We start from the raw sequence: 13,405 nt of genomic DNA on the forward strand, positions 1-13,405 counted from the left end.
TATCGAGGATACGTGGTTCTTGATACGAAATCGGTGACCTCACTCCGCTACTTCGATCCATCCGCCGCGGTCGTCAGATTCGTAGGCCGCGTCGAGAACGCGAAGCAACTGGACCGCGTCGTCGACGGTCGCCGGCACATCCCCAGTCTCGTAGCCATCGAAGAAGGATTTGAAATAGTCCCGAACGTAGTCGCCCCAGGCTGGGAATCGGTCGTATGAGAACTCGTAGTCGATGGTACGGCGGGGAGCACCCGACCAGTCGTGGTGATCCGCTGTGAGTTCAAGAGGAACTGTGGGCTCATGCTGAAGCGAGTCATGATGGACCGGGGTCCTAGCCTGGGCGTCGGTTCCGTAGATGCCGAGATGTGTATCCTTGCCCCGTTCGCTCAGGTAGTAGCCCGTGTGGTACGTCCCCAACACACCACCCTCGGTCTCGAACTGAAGGACCGCGCCCGCCTCAATGTCGACCTCGTCCGTTCGGTGGAACCGGGCGTTTACCTCCGAAATCGGATCGTCGAGCACCCAGGGTATCATATCCACCCAGTGGGGACCGATCCACTGGAGTGAACCGCCGCGACTCGTCGCTTGATCGTAGATGTAGTGTTCGGTGTTCCGATAGGATAGCTGGCTAGCATTGAACCGACCCTGGACGGTCCAGACGTCGCCGAAAAAGCCGTCACGGACTCGGTCACGGAGATCCATCGTGACGGGGTTCGCTCGGTAGAACGTCGTCGGCGAGACAGTAATGCCTGACTCGTTCGCCCGCTTCGCTATCCCCTCCAAGTCGGCAGCCGTCCGCCCGATTGGCTTTTCACTAATGACGTGGATACCCTCATCCACGGCGGTTTCGACGATCGACGGCGTCTCGTCGTTGCGGTAGGTGATCCAGACTACCTCGATGTCCCCTTCGGTGAGCAAGCGGTGGGGGTTCTCGTAGACCGACGCTCCAGCCACGAGGTCAGCGACCTCCTGGCTCTCCGTCGTGATCTCGTCCGGTCGCTCATCCATGGCGGCGAGGTTTTCGAGATCGATCCGTCGACCCGGTTCACAGACCGCCGTGATGTCGACGCCGAGCCCGCTTGCGATAGCGAAGTACGGATCGCGGTGATGGTGATCAACGCCGATGTACCCTGTTTTCACACCCATGGCCACACACCGGGTCGGGAACATATATGAAGATTCTGGTCACCGGTACCGCTGATGTGGAATGTCGGGTCGGTGATGGTCCTCCAGCGGACGGAGAACCGTTCGCCTTCCATTCACTCGGTCGAAACTTCAACCGCCACGGATCTGCCAGGGTGCTCTCCATCAGGTGACCGAAACGTTGTTACCATGTGCCGTGTCATATGAGACGAGGTAGTAGATCCATGCAGGAAATTGGCATTATTATGAACGGTGTGACGGGCCGGATGGGAACGAACCAGCATCTCATCCGTTCGATCCTAGCGCTTCGAGACGAGGGCGGTGTCGAATTGCCCTCCGGAGAGCACGTGATTCCGGAACCAATGCTCGTCGGGCGGGATGAGCGTAAGTTGCGAGCATTGAGCGAGGAGCACGGCGTCGACCGGTGGACCGCCGACCCCGACCTCGAATCGTGTCTGGACGGCGACGACGAGATCTACTTCGATTCGCAGATCACGCCACGGCGGCCCGACGCGCTCCGGAGAGCCATCGAGGCGGGAAAGGACGTGTACTGCGAAAAGCCGCTGGCTATGGACCTAGACAGGGCCCTAGAGGTAACACGTGTCGCCGAACGAAGCGGCGTCAAGCACGGCATCGTTCAGGACAAACTCTGGCTTCCCGGGTTGATGAAACTCGATCGGCTGATCGATCAGGGATTTTTCGGAGACATACTCTCGGTGCGTATCGAGTTCGGGTACTGGGTGTTCAGTGGTCACGGCCAGCCGGCACAGCGGCCCTCCTGGAACTATCGGGCAGAAGACGGTGGAGGGATCATCGACGACATGTTTTCCCACTGGAGTTACGTTCTGGAGAGTCTCTTCGGTCGAGTCGAGTCTGTGACGTGTCTCGGAAGGACCCACATCCCCAACCGGGTCGATGAGAATGGCGACGAGTACGAGGCCACCGCTGACGACGCGGCATACGCCATCATGGAACTGGAGGGCGACACCGTCGCCCAGCTCAACTCCTCGTGGACGACACGGGTCAAGCGCGACGACTTACTCGAGATACAGGTCGACGGCACGGAGGGAAGCGCCGTCGCAGGATTACGGGAGTGCACGACCCAACACCGCGCCAACACGCCGAAACCCGAATGGAACCCGGACCAGCCGACCGAACACGACTTCCACGAGGACTGGGAGCGGGTGCCCGACAACCGGGAGTTCGAGAACGCGTTCAAACAACAGTGGGCCGAGTTCATCCGCTACGTCGTCGCGGACGAACCGTTCCCCTGGGATTTCCGCGCCGGAGCGAAGGGGGTCCAGCTCACCGAGGCAAGCCACCGCTCTTGGGACGAAAAACGGCGCGTTACGGTCGACGAACTCCGGATCTGAGGAGGGAGCCGTTCGACGCGAGAGCGCCATCGACCATGGGGTCCATGGAGCGAAACGGAAGTGTGACGGGTGACGAACGTAGTTCACGTGCCTCCCGTATCGGCACTGGCGGAACGCTCGTACGGCGATGGTGCGGTAAAAGCGCCCGATTCGAAGCGGATCGGTGACGGTTCCTCGAGAACACGGAGGTCGTCGCGATCGCGTGCCTCCTCAACCAGGGCCGTCGAGGCGTACAGGCGTTGGAGGCGCATCGTGTCCGTTGCGCGAAGGACGCGAACGGTCGCCGGATCGACGACACCAATGGTCGAGAGCGCCGCCACGAGGCCGGCACGGTCGGTTTCGACGGCCGGTGGAAGGCGAACGCCCCTAGTAGTGCTCGCCGTTAGTGCGTTGATGAGCGTCGTCGGCATATCCACCTCGGCGAGGAGATCCCGATGGACGAAATCGGCCGAGCCCATACCCATGGCGTTTCCGTGAGTCGTCTCGGTGAGCGCGCGCGTGTAGATCCGTTTGATACTCGGCGTTTCGGGTTCCGGTTCTTGAATTGCGAACGGCCGACGACCGATGACATTAGTATCCATGCCCTGGCCGCTGATGTCCTTTCCCTGGCGGTCCAGGACGAGGACATCGATGTCCTGAAACGGGATTTTCGGCATGATTTCGTAGGTCCGTTCGAGGAGTTCCACCTCCCGATCGAGGAGCCCTTCCGGTGGAATCCCCTCAATGTGCGTCGTTTCGTCGCGTTGGTCTTCCAAAACTGCGACGCCACCCACAACGGGCAGTTCCGCGAGCAGCCGTGCGGTGATCTCAGGGAGCATGTCCCGCAGCGACCAGTCGACCGCCCAGTCGTGAGCGATCTTCGCCCCGCGTTGCTTTCCCATTCCGATAACGAGCATCTTCGAAAGGCCGCTTTCGATCGAGCCGTCGAAATCGGTATGTGGTTTGATCCGGTTGATCGGGACGATCGCGTCGGCCTCGATCGCGTTGGCGTCGGCGACGACCGGCACGCCCCGCTCGTCGGTGCGACCGACCTCGACAACGTCCATGCTGGAGCGGATCTCACACTCGATCGCGGGCTCTGTCACGCCGAGATCGTTCAGCATCTCGCGCTGGCCCGCTGCCGTGGCACCGCCGTGGCTCCCCATCGCGGGGAAGACGAACGGTTCGTATCCGCGGTCGTGCGCCTCCGCGACCACCCCAGCGACGATGGTAGAGAGGTTCGCAATGCCGCGACTCCCGACACCGAGTGCGATCTCACCGCCGGCCGGCAGGTCATCCAGCGGGAGCGATCCAAGAGCCTGCGACGCGCGATCCCCGATGGCGTCGGCGGGGATCGGGTCCGTCTCCCAGACCTGCTCGATGAGTCCCATTTCCGGAAGCGGCGTCTCACCACATGCCTCACGGATCGACTGTTCCGGGACGGCAAGCGATCCGCGTGATCGGTTCGAATCCATGGTGTACCGCTTGGCAGGTTCACTGATAAATATGTCTCAAGCGAATCAGGAGGCGATTGCTGATATGGCTGATGCAGCTCGCCGTTTCGCCGCATATATCGTGTGGATGAATGGTTCCACATCCATCACAGGCTCGGCGGATTTGGCAGAGATCATACCTGAACATTTAAGTACACGTGCCTGTCCTACTTGACCAATGCAGTTTGTTCGATACAACGGCGGTTCCGGTCCTACCCTAGGTGTCAAGTCGGACTCGGCGATCCACGCCCTTGCTGATCTTCCGGAAGGGATCCCATCGCTACAGGAGATCACCAACCGGCGATATCTCGATCAGGTGCGGGAAAAACTCCGGAATGGTACACTCTCACGGATCGACGCGAATGAAGCGAATCTTCTGGCACCGGTTCCACGGCCCGGAAAGATCGTCTGTGCCGGACTCAACTATCGCGACCATGCCGACGAACAGGACGAAGCGATCCCGGACGAACCGCTCCTCTTTGCGAAGGCCCCGACGACCGTCACGAACCACCGGAGCCCGATCGTTCATCCCCCGAACGAAAAGGTCGACTACGAGGTCGAGCTCGCCGTCGTTATCGGCCGTACCGCCAAGAACCTCGAAGAGGGGGAGGTATACGACTACATCGCCGGATACACCGTCCTCAACGACGTGAGTGGGCGGAGCGCGCAGTTCTCCGACGACCAGTTCTTTAGAGGGAAGAGTTACGACACGTTCTCGCCGATGGGTCCGACGCTGGTCACCGGCGAGGAGTACGATCCCAACTCGGTCGATGTCGCCTTGCGAGTCGACGGTGACACGAAACAGGCCTCGAACACGCGGCAATTCATTTTTGATGTTCCGGAGTTGGTCTCCTACGTTAGCCGGAACATGACGCTTCGAACCGGCGACATCGTCTCGACCGGCACGCCGGGCGGCGTCGGAATCTTCCGCGATCCCGTCGATCTGCTCGAACCCGGACAGACGTGTGAGGCCGAAATCGAGGGAATCGGTACGCTCGTGAATCCGGTTGTCGGCGAGTAACCCATTCCGGGTTCAGGGCCAAGCATCAGTTCCTCCCGTTGATGATTTCTCGCCACACGAGACACCGCTGTCTCGGCACGGACGGTTCGCCGCCCCGCGCCCCAAGTAAGAGCGTCCACCGTGGAAAGGGATATATACGCGGCGGGGGTCCATTCCTTCCATGGCGATTTCAGTATCGACCACGGAGTTCCATGTTCTCGATCTGGAAACCCGGATGCCGTTTCACTTCGGGAACGTCGAGGTCACCGAAATTCCGAAGGTGTTTCTCCAGATAGAGGCGGATATCAATGGCACGACACAGCAGGGGATAGCGATGGGAGGGCTGCTCCCTGGCTGGTTCTACAAGGACCCTAGCATGAGCCTCGAGAACGGTTTGCGGAACATGATCGAGGCCTTCCGTTCGGCGGCGGACAGTGCCCGAACGCTCAATCCGGAACCGACCGCGTTTGCCTTCTGGAAAGCGTTGTACGCGAAGCAGCGTGAGTGGGCGACCGACACCGACCACCCACCCTTGCTCTGGACGTACGGAGTAAGTCTCGTCGAGCAGGCGCTGATAGACGCCGTTTGTTGTCATCGAAACGAATCGTTCGGGGAAGCGGTCCGGAAAAACACTTTGGGCATCGACTTGGGAACGATCTACGACGACTTGGCGGTGTACGAACCCGCAGACCTCTTGCCGGAGGAACCGCGACGATCGACTGCGATCCGACACACTGTCGGTCATGGCGACCCGCTGACGACCGCCGACGTGACGCCGTCCGAGCAACTCGACGACGGACTGCCACAAACCCTCGCCGAGTACGTCCGTGAGGACGGCGTGACCTGTTTCAAAATCAAACTTTCCGCCGACCGTGCGTTCGATGGGGATCGGCTTTCCCGAATCGTCGACTTATTGGACGAACTTGACGTCAACGAGTACCGTTGTACGGTGGACGCAAACGAGGGGTACGATTCCGCACGGGAATTCAAGCGTCATTGGGAGACACACACAGCAGACCCGAATCTATCGTCGCTGTTCGACCGTCTCGCGTACGTCGAACAACCCCTCGCGCGAGACGACGCGTTCACGCCGGAAACCAAGCGAGTGTTGACGGAGTGGAACGACGCACCACCGATAATCATCGACGAATCGGATAGGTACATCGACAGTGCCGGTACCGCGCTGGAGCACGGCTATGCCGGGACGAGTCACAAGAACTGCAAGGGTGTATTCAAGGGAATCGCGAACACATGCTTGATTGCCCATCACAATCGCATCGATATGGACCGACAGTACGTGCTGAGTGCGGAAGACCTCACGACCGTCGGTCCAGTCGAGTTGTTACAGGATCTCGCCGTCACGGCGACGATCGGCGCGAAACACGTTGAGCGAAACGGACATCACTACTTTCGGGGGTTAGACGCGTTCCCACAGACGATTCAGGAGACGATCATCGAAGCACACGGCGACCTGTATCGACGCCACGAGGACGGATTTGCCATGCTTGATATCAACAGTGGCGAGGTCGATCTAACATCGATCGTCGACGCCCCGTTCGGGATCGCCGCCGAGTGCGACACGAATCAGTTCATGCCGCTTGAGATCTGGCTGGAGGATCTGGAAGAATAACGACGTTCTCACTTGTACTTCTGCGGTTGAGGCTGGACGAGTAGCACAGCCAGAGTTACCGGCACCGCCGTCTATCGGTTAGGAACGTATAGACGTTCAGACGCTCGATTGCCAGTAGGACAAGGGCTCATTCGAGCACCGTTACTGAACCCGCTGAAACTGCCCATTCGCTGCAACTGTGACGATCTCCGCAGGAGGTGCGAACAACCCCAAAGCGGTATCTCCGCTCAACCGCAGAAGTACAGGGCCGACGCCGCCAAAAAATACGGCATCGGTTCTGGAAACTCGGGACACCACGCATCGTCAAATTCATGTCACGAGTGAGAACGGCAACCGTTGGCTTCTACGCAATCAAAGGCACGAGCGTTTCAGCTACGCCAGCGTATCTACCGCTAACCCGAGAGAGGAGCACTCAAAACATCCTCGAAACCGTACTCTGCTCCAGCTACAAGCACGTGCCGAAGAGTGCTCCGCTATTACTATGGCCGTGTACGTTAGATCGTGGATCGTGAAGCCGAATCCCAACGACATCAGCGACGAACCGCGACGAGGAGGACTCGAATGTCTCGTGGCGGGGATCCGCGCCACGGAACCGTCGACGGTCGTCGCCGACCACGTTTCTGTCAACGAGGCAAACCTCGTCGTCCGTGGGGATCGGTACGACCTCGGCGGATACGACGACGTCATCGTTTTCGGTGGTGGCAATGCGGCCGCTACGGTGGCACAGACCATCGAGAAGATCCTCGGCGTTCGGATCAGGGGAGCGGTCGTGATCGACAATCACGCCGTCGAATCCAACGATGCGGGTGGTTTCCTCGACCGGCATGACGCGACAGTCGTCACCGTACCGGGACGAACGTGAACGATCTCCGCGTGTTCGTCATCCCCGATGCGGGCTCGGACACCCGATGAGGCCGACAACAACTTTATCGTCCGTGAAGATGCACTGCCTGTCATGCGGGTAGATGTCCACAACCACCAGTTGCCCGAACCGTACGTTGACCTTCTCCTTGAATGGGACACGCCAGTCGGGCTAAAAGCCGACGGCGACACACTGTACATGGTTCACAGACGTTCAGGCACAGCGAGCGTAGCGGCCGGGAACCAGATCCCGGTGAACGAGGGATTCACCGACATCGACGCACGCATCGAGTGGATGGAAGAAAACGACATCGAGCGAACGCTGGTCTCCGTCTCCACCCCGAATCCGCTCGACGAGACGTTCACCACGGACCAATCGACGGAACTCGTCCACGCGATCAACCGCGGCTACGCCGACCTGCAATCGCGCTACCCGGACCACGTCGCCGGCCTCGGAATGTTACCCCTCCGGGATACAGAGGCGGCGGTCGCGGAACTCGACCGGATCGCCACTGACCTTGACCTCGCTGGAATTGCGCTGCCGACATCGGTCGGCAGGAAAAAACTCTCGGCGAGCGAACTCGAACCGGTGTTCGACAGAGTAGACGAACTGGGGTTGACTGCGTTCGTCCACCCGCACGGAAACCCGCTGAGCGACGAACTGGCCGACCACGAGTCGTTTCTGAATCCACTCGCCGTCTTCCCGATCGAGACGACGTTCCAGATCATTCGCCTGATCTACGACGGATTCTTCGACCGTCACGACTTCGACATCGTGCTCTCTCACATGGGCGGTGCGCTCCTCCAACTGACTGGACGATTCGACCGAGGACGCAGCGAAATCGACGACCCGGTAGCCCAGCCTGATTCTCCCATCCTCGAGTACATAGAGCGGTTCTACTACGACTGCATCTCGTTTCACCCGCCTGCGCTCCGGGCAGCCATCGACACTGTCGGAAGCGACCACCTCTTGTTTGGGACGGACTTCCCATTCGACGAAGAGGATACACAGACGATACTCGCAGACATCGAGACCGTCGTCTCAGACGAAGCGAATCAAGAACGAATCATGCGCTCGACGGCTGTGGAGCTGTTTGATCTCTAGCACCGAGAACAACACTAGAGTGATATATGCTGTTTGTCATCGTGAAATCCGTGGAGACCTCTCAAAGTCAGGATCGAGTGAAGTACTGAAATGTCCTCTGGATCGTTCAGATTTTTCCAGAACACTCCCTCCCTGTCGGCAGTCAACTGTCTATCTACAGCCTGTTGATAGCCCACGTCCCATTATGTCGAAAACCCCTGTAGATAAGTCGGTCTCACATGACGCGCTACGCTACCTACGTTCGTGCCTCGACCAAAGCACGAGAGGCGACCCGCCAATGAAACGCCATCGACAAGTGGCTTTCCGAACGCGACATCGATCTCAAGAGCGCCGATCAGTTCGTCAAGCTTGGTCAGTCCGGTGCTGAACCCGGACGTAAGCAATTCATCGACCCCGTCGACGCGTTACAGACAGAAAACTGCCAGTGCGTCGTCGTATGGGAGATCCCCCGCCTCGCTCGGCTCGGCAGCATCTATCAGCGGGTCTTCGAGCACTGTGAGGATACTGGAACCACTGTGATAATCACTGACGGCTGGGTCGACGAGGTTCGACGCGACGGCACCGGAAGGCTCATCGCCGACATTTCGACCACGGTCGCCGAGAAAGAACGCCGCCGGCTCACCAAACCCATCCAAGCCGGTATCGATCATGCCCAGCGCGAAGCAAGTGGCTTGGAGCCGTCCCCAAGTTTCCGGCCCGACGACGGCCACCTCTAGGTGATACGCGAGGCCGATCGCGACGCTAGCGAGATCAGCTACCTCGAAATGCGTACCGCGATCGAGCACGTCAATGGGGGCGAATCCTACCGATCGGTCGCGGCTGACACACCCAATCTCGATCGGGTCATCCTCATGGGTGTCGACAAGAACGACGATCACCGAGCCTAATATCGCCACGTCGAAGTCGACGACCAGCGCGTTCAGCAAGTGCTCCCTCGTGAAACGAGCGGAAACCAAGGATCTATAGAATGAATTGTAGAATCGTACTTCGATCCTCCTCTCAAGAATCCGACAGTTTCAGAACAGAATATAGACGTACGCACTGCTGAGGACATATATCTCGTTATTAGGGAATCGGAGACTCGGTATCAGATAGCATTCGATGTCAGAGTTCGCGACCTGGGTACAGAAAGTTTTGTCGAAATGTTCGAATCGTCGGACGCCCACGTGGTTTGAACTCAAAAAGTTCCAGCTGTGAGTCAGAGGGGTCCCAGAGAACGCACCGACCTCAGTGATTGAATCAATCGAAGCGAGTGCGAGGAGCAGGATTCGGACCCGCGACCGCCTGAATGTAATCAGCTCGCCGCCGATCGCCAAGCTACCCTTCGAGAACAGCGCATTCCGGGCACTCACCACATCGATCACGAGTTCACACAGTATCTCTACGAGACGCCCCCAGTCACCTATCCCGTCCCGACAGATATCACTAACCTCGTCGAGACGCTTCACAACGCCCAACACGGTGTCGAACGCGCGCTCAACGCACGAAACTCCAGGACTCCGAACCCTTAGCTTGGAGCTTCCTCTGACGTCCGTCGCGCTCGGAGGTGTCTCTCCAAACCTCCTGTTCGTCGTTACTCGTGCTCAACTCTCTAAGCGCGAGTAACGGTGGTATGATTTCTGGACGCAGCAGCAGGACGGCCGAATGATTCGCTCGACCCACTCTGGAACCGTCCAGCTACAATCGAAAGTTCGTGTCTGAGTCAGTAATCGGTATCGTTCCCTGTTCAACCGCCTGCTCAGTCGACAACCGGTCCTACATCACGAACACGGTATTGCTCCCTCGGCTCGTGTGGTACACCGAGTTCCGGAGGCTGTTCGCGTGGTCGGTATACTTCTCCTTTACCACGCAGAACGGCTCGATATCGTTGGGTGGCAAGCGAGTGACCTGATAGAAATACTCGTCCAGAAACGACTCTATCCGGTCCATCTTGTCGGTGGGCACTTCAAAACGATACTGCTCGCTGTCATACCACTCGCGCAACTCGCCGAAGACCTCCTCCTGATTGAAGTACTGGCTGAAGATATACAAATCGGCGTCTTCGACTTCGAACGCGTTGATATCCGTTGTGTCGGCATCGAACGTGGGCATGAGTTGAACGTCACTCTGGTTCCGGGCGCTCTCGTCGTCCTGTGCTGGTTGGGCAGCGATACTCATTCCGAGCGTAAAGCGTTTTGCTACCGATCACCATGATCGCAGCAATGCATTTCTCTTTCCACCGCTGGCGTTGGGTATGAACGTCTCCCGCGAGCAGTACGATGCAATCGTCGTCGGTGTCGGCGGGATGGGGAGTGCTGCTGTCTATCGATTCGCCGAGCGCGGGCTTGACGTTCTCGGCATCGAGCGCTTCGACGTCCCGCACGCCCGCGGGTCGAGCCACGGGAGTACCCGCATCGTCCGGCTCACACAGCCCGAAGACCCCTCTTACGTACCGCTTGCACGAGCCACCTTCGAGAACTGGCGCGACCTCGAAGCGGCAACCGGCCACGACCTCCTCACCACCACCGGCTCGATTCACGCCAGTCCCGCCGACGCGGACCTGTTTACTGAGGCTCGCCGCTCGGTCGAGGCACACGACATCGACCACGAGGTGCTCACTGGGACGGAGGTGAATGAGCGCTTTCCGGGGTACGACCTGCCATCAGATCATCGAGCGGTCTACCAGCCCGACGGCGGCTTCGTCGACTGCGAACAGGCCGTGATCGCCCACGTCGAAGCTGCCCATGCCGAAGGAGCCACCATCAAAGCCCGCGAGCGGGTCCTCGACTGGCGCGAAACCGGCGACGGTGTCCGAGTGAAAACCGACAAGGGTCGCTACGAGGCCGACGATCTGGTGGTGACCGCAGGCGCGTGGGCCAGCGAGTTCTTCCCCGACCTCGCGTCGGAGCTCACACCATGCCGGCGGATCATGGCGTGGCTCCAGCCCGACGAGCCCGAGCAGTTCCAGCCGGAGACGTTCCCCGTGTTCAGCCTCGCCGGCGAGCACGGCGACGGGTACGGCTTCCCGATCCACGACGTGCCGGGGTTCAAGTTCGGTCGCGAGCCGTCGCTGCCGAACGCCGTCGATCCCGACGAAATGCCACGAGAGCCGACGACCATCGAGGAGGAACGCCACCGCGAGTTCGCCGAAGCGTACTTTCCGGATGGAGCCGGACCGACGATGCAGCTCCAAACTTGCGTGATCACCGAATCATCCGACGGCCACTTCGTGCTCGGCAGTCACCCGGATTACGAAAGCGTCCACGTCGCCGCCGGATTCACCGGCCACGGGTTCAAGTTCACCGCCGTCGTCGGCGAGATTCTTGCGGATTTCGTTACTGCTGACGATACCGACCACGCCGTCGATCTCCACCGAATCGACCGGTTCTTCGACTCGTAGAACCTCCAATCGAAATCCCTCGGAGCACTCTGCACTCCCACAGGGCCCTCACCAAGGTATTGTATACGAGCGACTGCTGCTGGCAACTAATGGCTACGAGAGGCCCCTCGTCGGTAACTGCATCTGCCCCTGGTAGTGTGACGCCGATCTTCGTCCCACCGCAATCTCCACAAGACGGGTCGTTTGGAGTGAGTTTCGCCATCGAAGACGGCGTCGATGCTATGGTCGAGTCCAGTGCCGATACATCGGTCAGCCTTGACGAAGAGCCCACTACCTTCGAGCCCGTCGAGAACGTCCTTCGACAGCTCGACGTCTCGGCAACGGTATCGCTGACCGCGTCGGTTCCGGTCGGGTATGGGTTCGGGGCCAGCGGTGCCGCAACCCTCGCCACTGCGCTTGCTGCCAACGACGCGTTCGATCTCGAACGGAGCCGCGAGGACCTCCTCGAAGCGGCCCATCGCGCAGAGATCGAAGCCGGGACCGGTCTCGGCGATGTCTTCATTCAGGATCGTGGCGGTCTCGTCTGGAACACTGGTGACGGACCCCAGCGCTCGGAGTTGTCGGCCGATCTCGCGTACACCGCGATCGATGGCATCACTACCAGCACTGTCCTCGATGACGAGCAGACACTCGAACGAGTTCGTGAGTGCGGGCGGGAGAGTCTGTCGCGTTTCTCTCCCGAGAACTCCTCGACCTGTCATGGGAGTTCGTGCAGCGGAGTGAGCTCGCAACTGATCGGATCAGCGAGGAAGTTCAGCGCGTCGAACGAGACGGTGGTGCCGCCAGCATGGCGATGCTCGGCGAAACCGTCATCGCTACCGGCGCGCAGAACCTCCTCGACCGAACGACTCGAATCACGAACGAGGGAGCGCGAATTTGCTGATTTGAGGACTCAGAGAGAGAAAGGTTACACCTTCCTGCACAACTGTGGCGGTGAATCCGACCTCTGCGACGACATCCGTGCCAATTGGCAACAAGATCTAAGGGATAGCCACCCATAACGAGACGTGCAGGCGTGTTTGCCTGTGCTACGTGCGGTCAACATGGGAACACCGTGCGTAGGAGTATACGCGAACCACGGGCCGGGGGGCAAACCGACCGGCCCACTTTCCAGCCGGATACTCGCCAAGGGATGGGACCAGGGTGACGCACTCATTGATAGTTCTGATGGCGAGATCGCGCTGTTGGTCATGACTCGTACCGTACTGGCTACTGTGAGCTAACGGATACGCCTCTGTGGCATTCTATGTCGCGCAGAACCCAGCGGACCTCTCTCGTATCATCACCTTGTCGCCAGAATCACTTAAAAAATCAGCGGCCATACAACGATAGTGCCAGTGGATCAATTCAGGGGGCTGTGGTGAGTTCTCCATCGTCTTCGAGCATCGACTCTGCTGCGAGAGCCGCGTTGAAACCGATGATGCCCACATATCCGTCCTGAT

12 protein-coding genes are annotated in these 13,405 nt (G+C 59.4%); 9 read left to right on the forward strand and 3 right to left on the reverse strand.

Going from position 1 to position 13,405, the window contains the following annotated elements; translation table 11 throughout:
* Window positions 1-39: 39 nt before the first annotated feature.
* Window positions 40-1,146, reverse strand: coding sequence for a Gfo/Idh/MocA family protein (locus tag TX76_RS15750; RefSeq protein WP_049903783.1), 1,107 nt, complete (start codon window positions 1,144-1,146; stop codon window positions 40-42).
* A gap of 221 nt (window positions 1,147-1,367) precedes the next feature.
* Here TX76_RS15750 and TX76_RS15755 point away from each other — a divergent pair, with 221 nt between their 5' ends.
* The gene (locus TX76_RS15755; RefSeq protein WP_049903785.1) at window positions 1,368-2,516 is read left to right on the forward strand and encodes a Gfo/Idh/MocA family protein; all 1,149 of its coding nucleotides are present in this window, start codon (window positions 1,368-1,370) and stop codon (window positions 2,514-2,516) included.
* 83 nt (window positions 2,517-2,599) lie between these two features.
* Here the strand turns inward: TX76_RS15755 and TX76_RS15760 are convergent, their stop codons facing one another.
* Complete coding sequence (locus TX76_RS15760; protein ID WP_049903787.1) at window positions 2,600-3,970, reverse strand: hypothetical protein; 1,371 nt, start codon at window positions 3,968-3,970, stop codon at window positions 2,600-2,602.
* A 196-nt stretch (window positions 3,971-4,166) separates the two neighbouring features.
* On the opposite strand from TX76_RS15760, the gene TX76_RS15765 reads away from it, so the two are divergent.
* From TX76_RS15765 to TX76_RS18765, 6 genes are all read left to right on the forward strand, one after another.
* A complete protein-coding gene (locus TX76_RS15765) occupies window positions 4,167-5,009 on the forward strand; it encodes a fumarylacetoacetate hydrolase family protein (RefSeq protein WP_049903789.1) in 843 nt (280 codons plus the stop codon).
* Between the two features lie 160 nt (window positions 5,010-5,169).
* Window positions 5,170-6,618: an enolase-like domain-containing protein gene (locus tag TX76_RS15770; protein ID WP_049903791.1), complete on the forward strand. Its 1,449-nt coding sequence runs from the start codon at window positions 5,170-5,172 to the stop codon at window positions 6,616-6,618.
* A 508-nt stretch (window positions 6,619-7,126) separates the two neighbouring features.
* Window positions 7,127-7,480, forward strand: a complete 354-nt coding sequence (locus TX76_RS15775; RefSeq protein WP_195156082.1) for a DUF4147 domain-containing protein — start codon at window positions 7,127-7,129, stop codon at window positions 7,478-7,480.
* 27 nt (window positions 7,481-7,507) lie between these two features.
* Window positions 7,508-8,584 carry an amidohydrolase family protein gene (locus TX76_RS15780; RefSeq protein WP_079890863.1) on the forward strand — a complete coding sequence of 359 codons (1,077 nt, stop codon included), beginning with the start codon at window positions 7,508-7,510 and terminating at the stop codon, window positions 8,582-8,584.
* Window positions 8,585-8,898: 314 nt separating this feature from the next.
* Window positions 8,899-9,300 carry a recombinase family protein gene (locus tag TX76_RS18710; protein WP_394295446.1) on the forward strand — a complete coding sequence of 134 codons (402 nt, stop codon included), beginning with the start codon at window positions 8,899-8,901 and terminating at the stop codon, window positions 9,298-9,300.
* Between the two features lie 522 nt (window positions 9,301-9,822).
* Entirely contained in the window at window positions 9,823-10,095 is a 273-nt protein-coding gene (locus TX76_RS18765; RefSeq protein ID WP_449404506.1) for a DUF7260 family protein, read from the forward strand.
* Window positions 10,096-10,339: 244 nt separating this feature from the next.
* Here TX76_RS18765 and TX76_RS15795 read toward each other — a convergent pair whose 3' ends face one another.
* Window positions 10,340-10,741, reverse strand: coding sequence for a hypothetical protein (locus tag TX76_RS15795; RefSeq protein ID WP_228842410.1), 402 nt, complete (start codon window positions 10,739-10,741; stop codon window positions 10,340-10,342).
* 76 nt (window positions 10,742-10,817) lie between these two features.
* Between TX76_RS15795 and solA the strand changes: the two genes are divergently transcribed.
* Entirely contained in the window at window positions 10,818-11,963 is a 1,146-nt protein-coding gene (gene solA, locus TX76_RS15800; protein WP_049903801.1) for an N-methyl-L-tryptophan oxidase, read from the forward strand.
* 188 nt (window positions 11,964-12,151) lie between these two features.
* Window positions 12,152-12,964: a GHMP family kinase ATP-binding protein gene (locus TX76_RS15805; RefSeq protein ID WP_228842411.1), complete on the forward strand. Its 813-nt coding sequence runs from the start codon at window positions 12,152-12,154 to the stop codon at window positions 12,962-12,964.
* Window positions 12,965-13,405: the final 441 nt, after the last annotated feature.

This window comes from Halococcus agarilyticus (assembly GCF_000334895.1).
Lineage (GTDB): Archaea > Halobacteriota > Halobacteria > Halobacteriales > Halococcaceae > Halococcus > Halococcus agarilyticus.

Excerpts from the sequence above, each read along its gene's own strand:
- TX76_RS15760 (WP_049903787.1), bottom strand. The coding sequence starts at position 3,970 with ATGGATTCGAACCGATCACGCGGATCGCTTGCCGTCCCGGAACAGTCG.
- solA (WP_049903801.1), top strand. The coding sequence starts at position 10,818 with ATGAACGTCTCCCGCGAGCAGTACGATGCAATCGTCGTCGGTGTCGGC.
- TX76_RS15795 (WP_228842410.1), bottom strand. The coding sequence starts at position 10,741 with ATGAGTATCGCTGCCCAACCAGCACAGGACGACGAGAGCGCCCGGAAC.
- TX76_RS15780 (WP_079890863.1), top strand. The coding sequence starts at position 7,508 with ATGCGGGCTCGGACACCCGATGAGGCCGACAACAACTTTATCGTCCGT.
- TX76_RS15755 (WP_049903785.1), top strand. The coding sequence starts at position 1,368 with ATGCAGGAAATTGGCATTATTATGAACGGTGTGACGGGCCGGATGGGA.
- TX76_RS15750 (WP_049903783.1), bottom strand. The coding sequence starts at position 1,146 with ATGGGTGTGAAAACAGGGTACATCGGCGTTGATCACCATCACCGCGAT.
- TX76_RS15770 (WP_049903791.1), top strand. The coding sequence starts at position 5,170 with ATGGCGATTTCAGTATCGACCACGGAGTTCCATGTTCTCGATCTGGAA.
- TX76_RS15765 (WP_049903789.1), top strand. The coding sequence starts at position 4,167 with ATGCAGTTTGTTCGATACAACGGCGGTTCCGGTCCTACCCTAGGTGTC.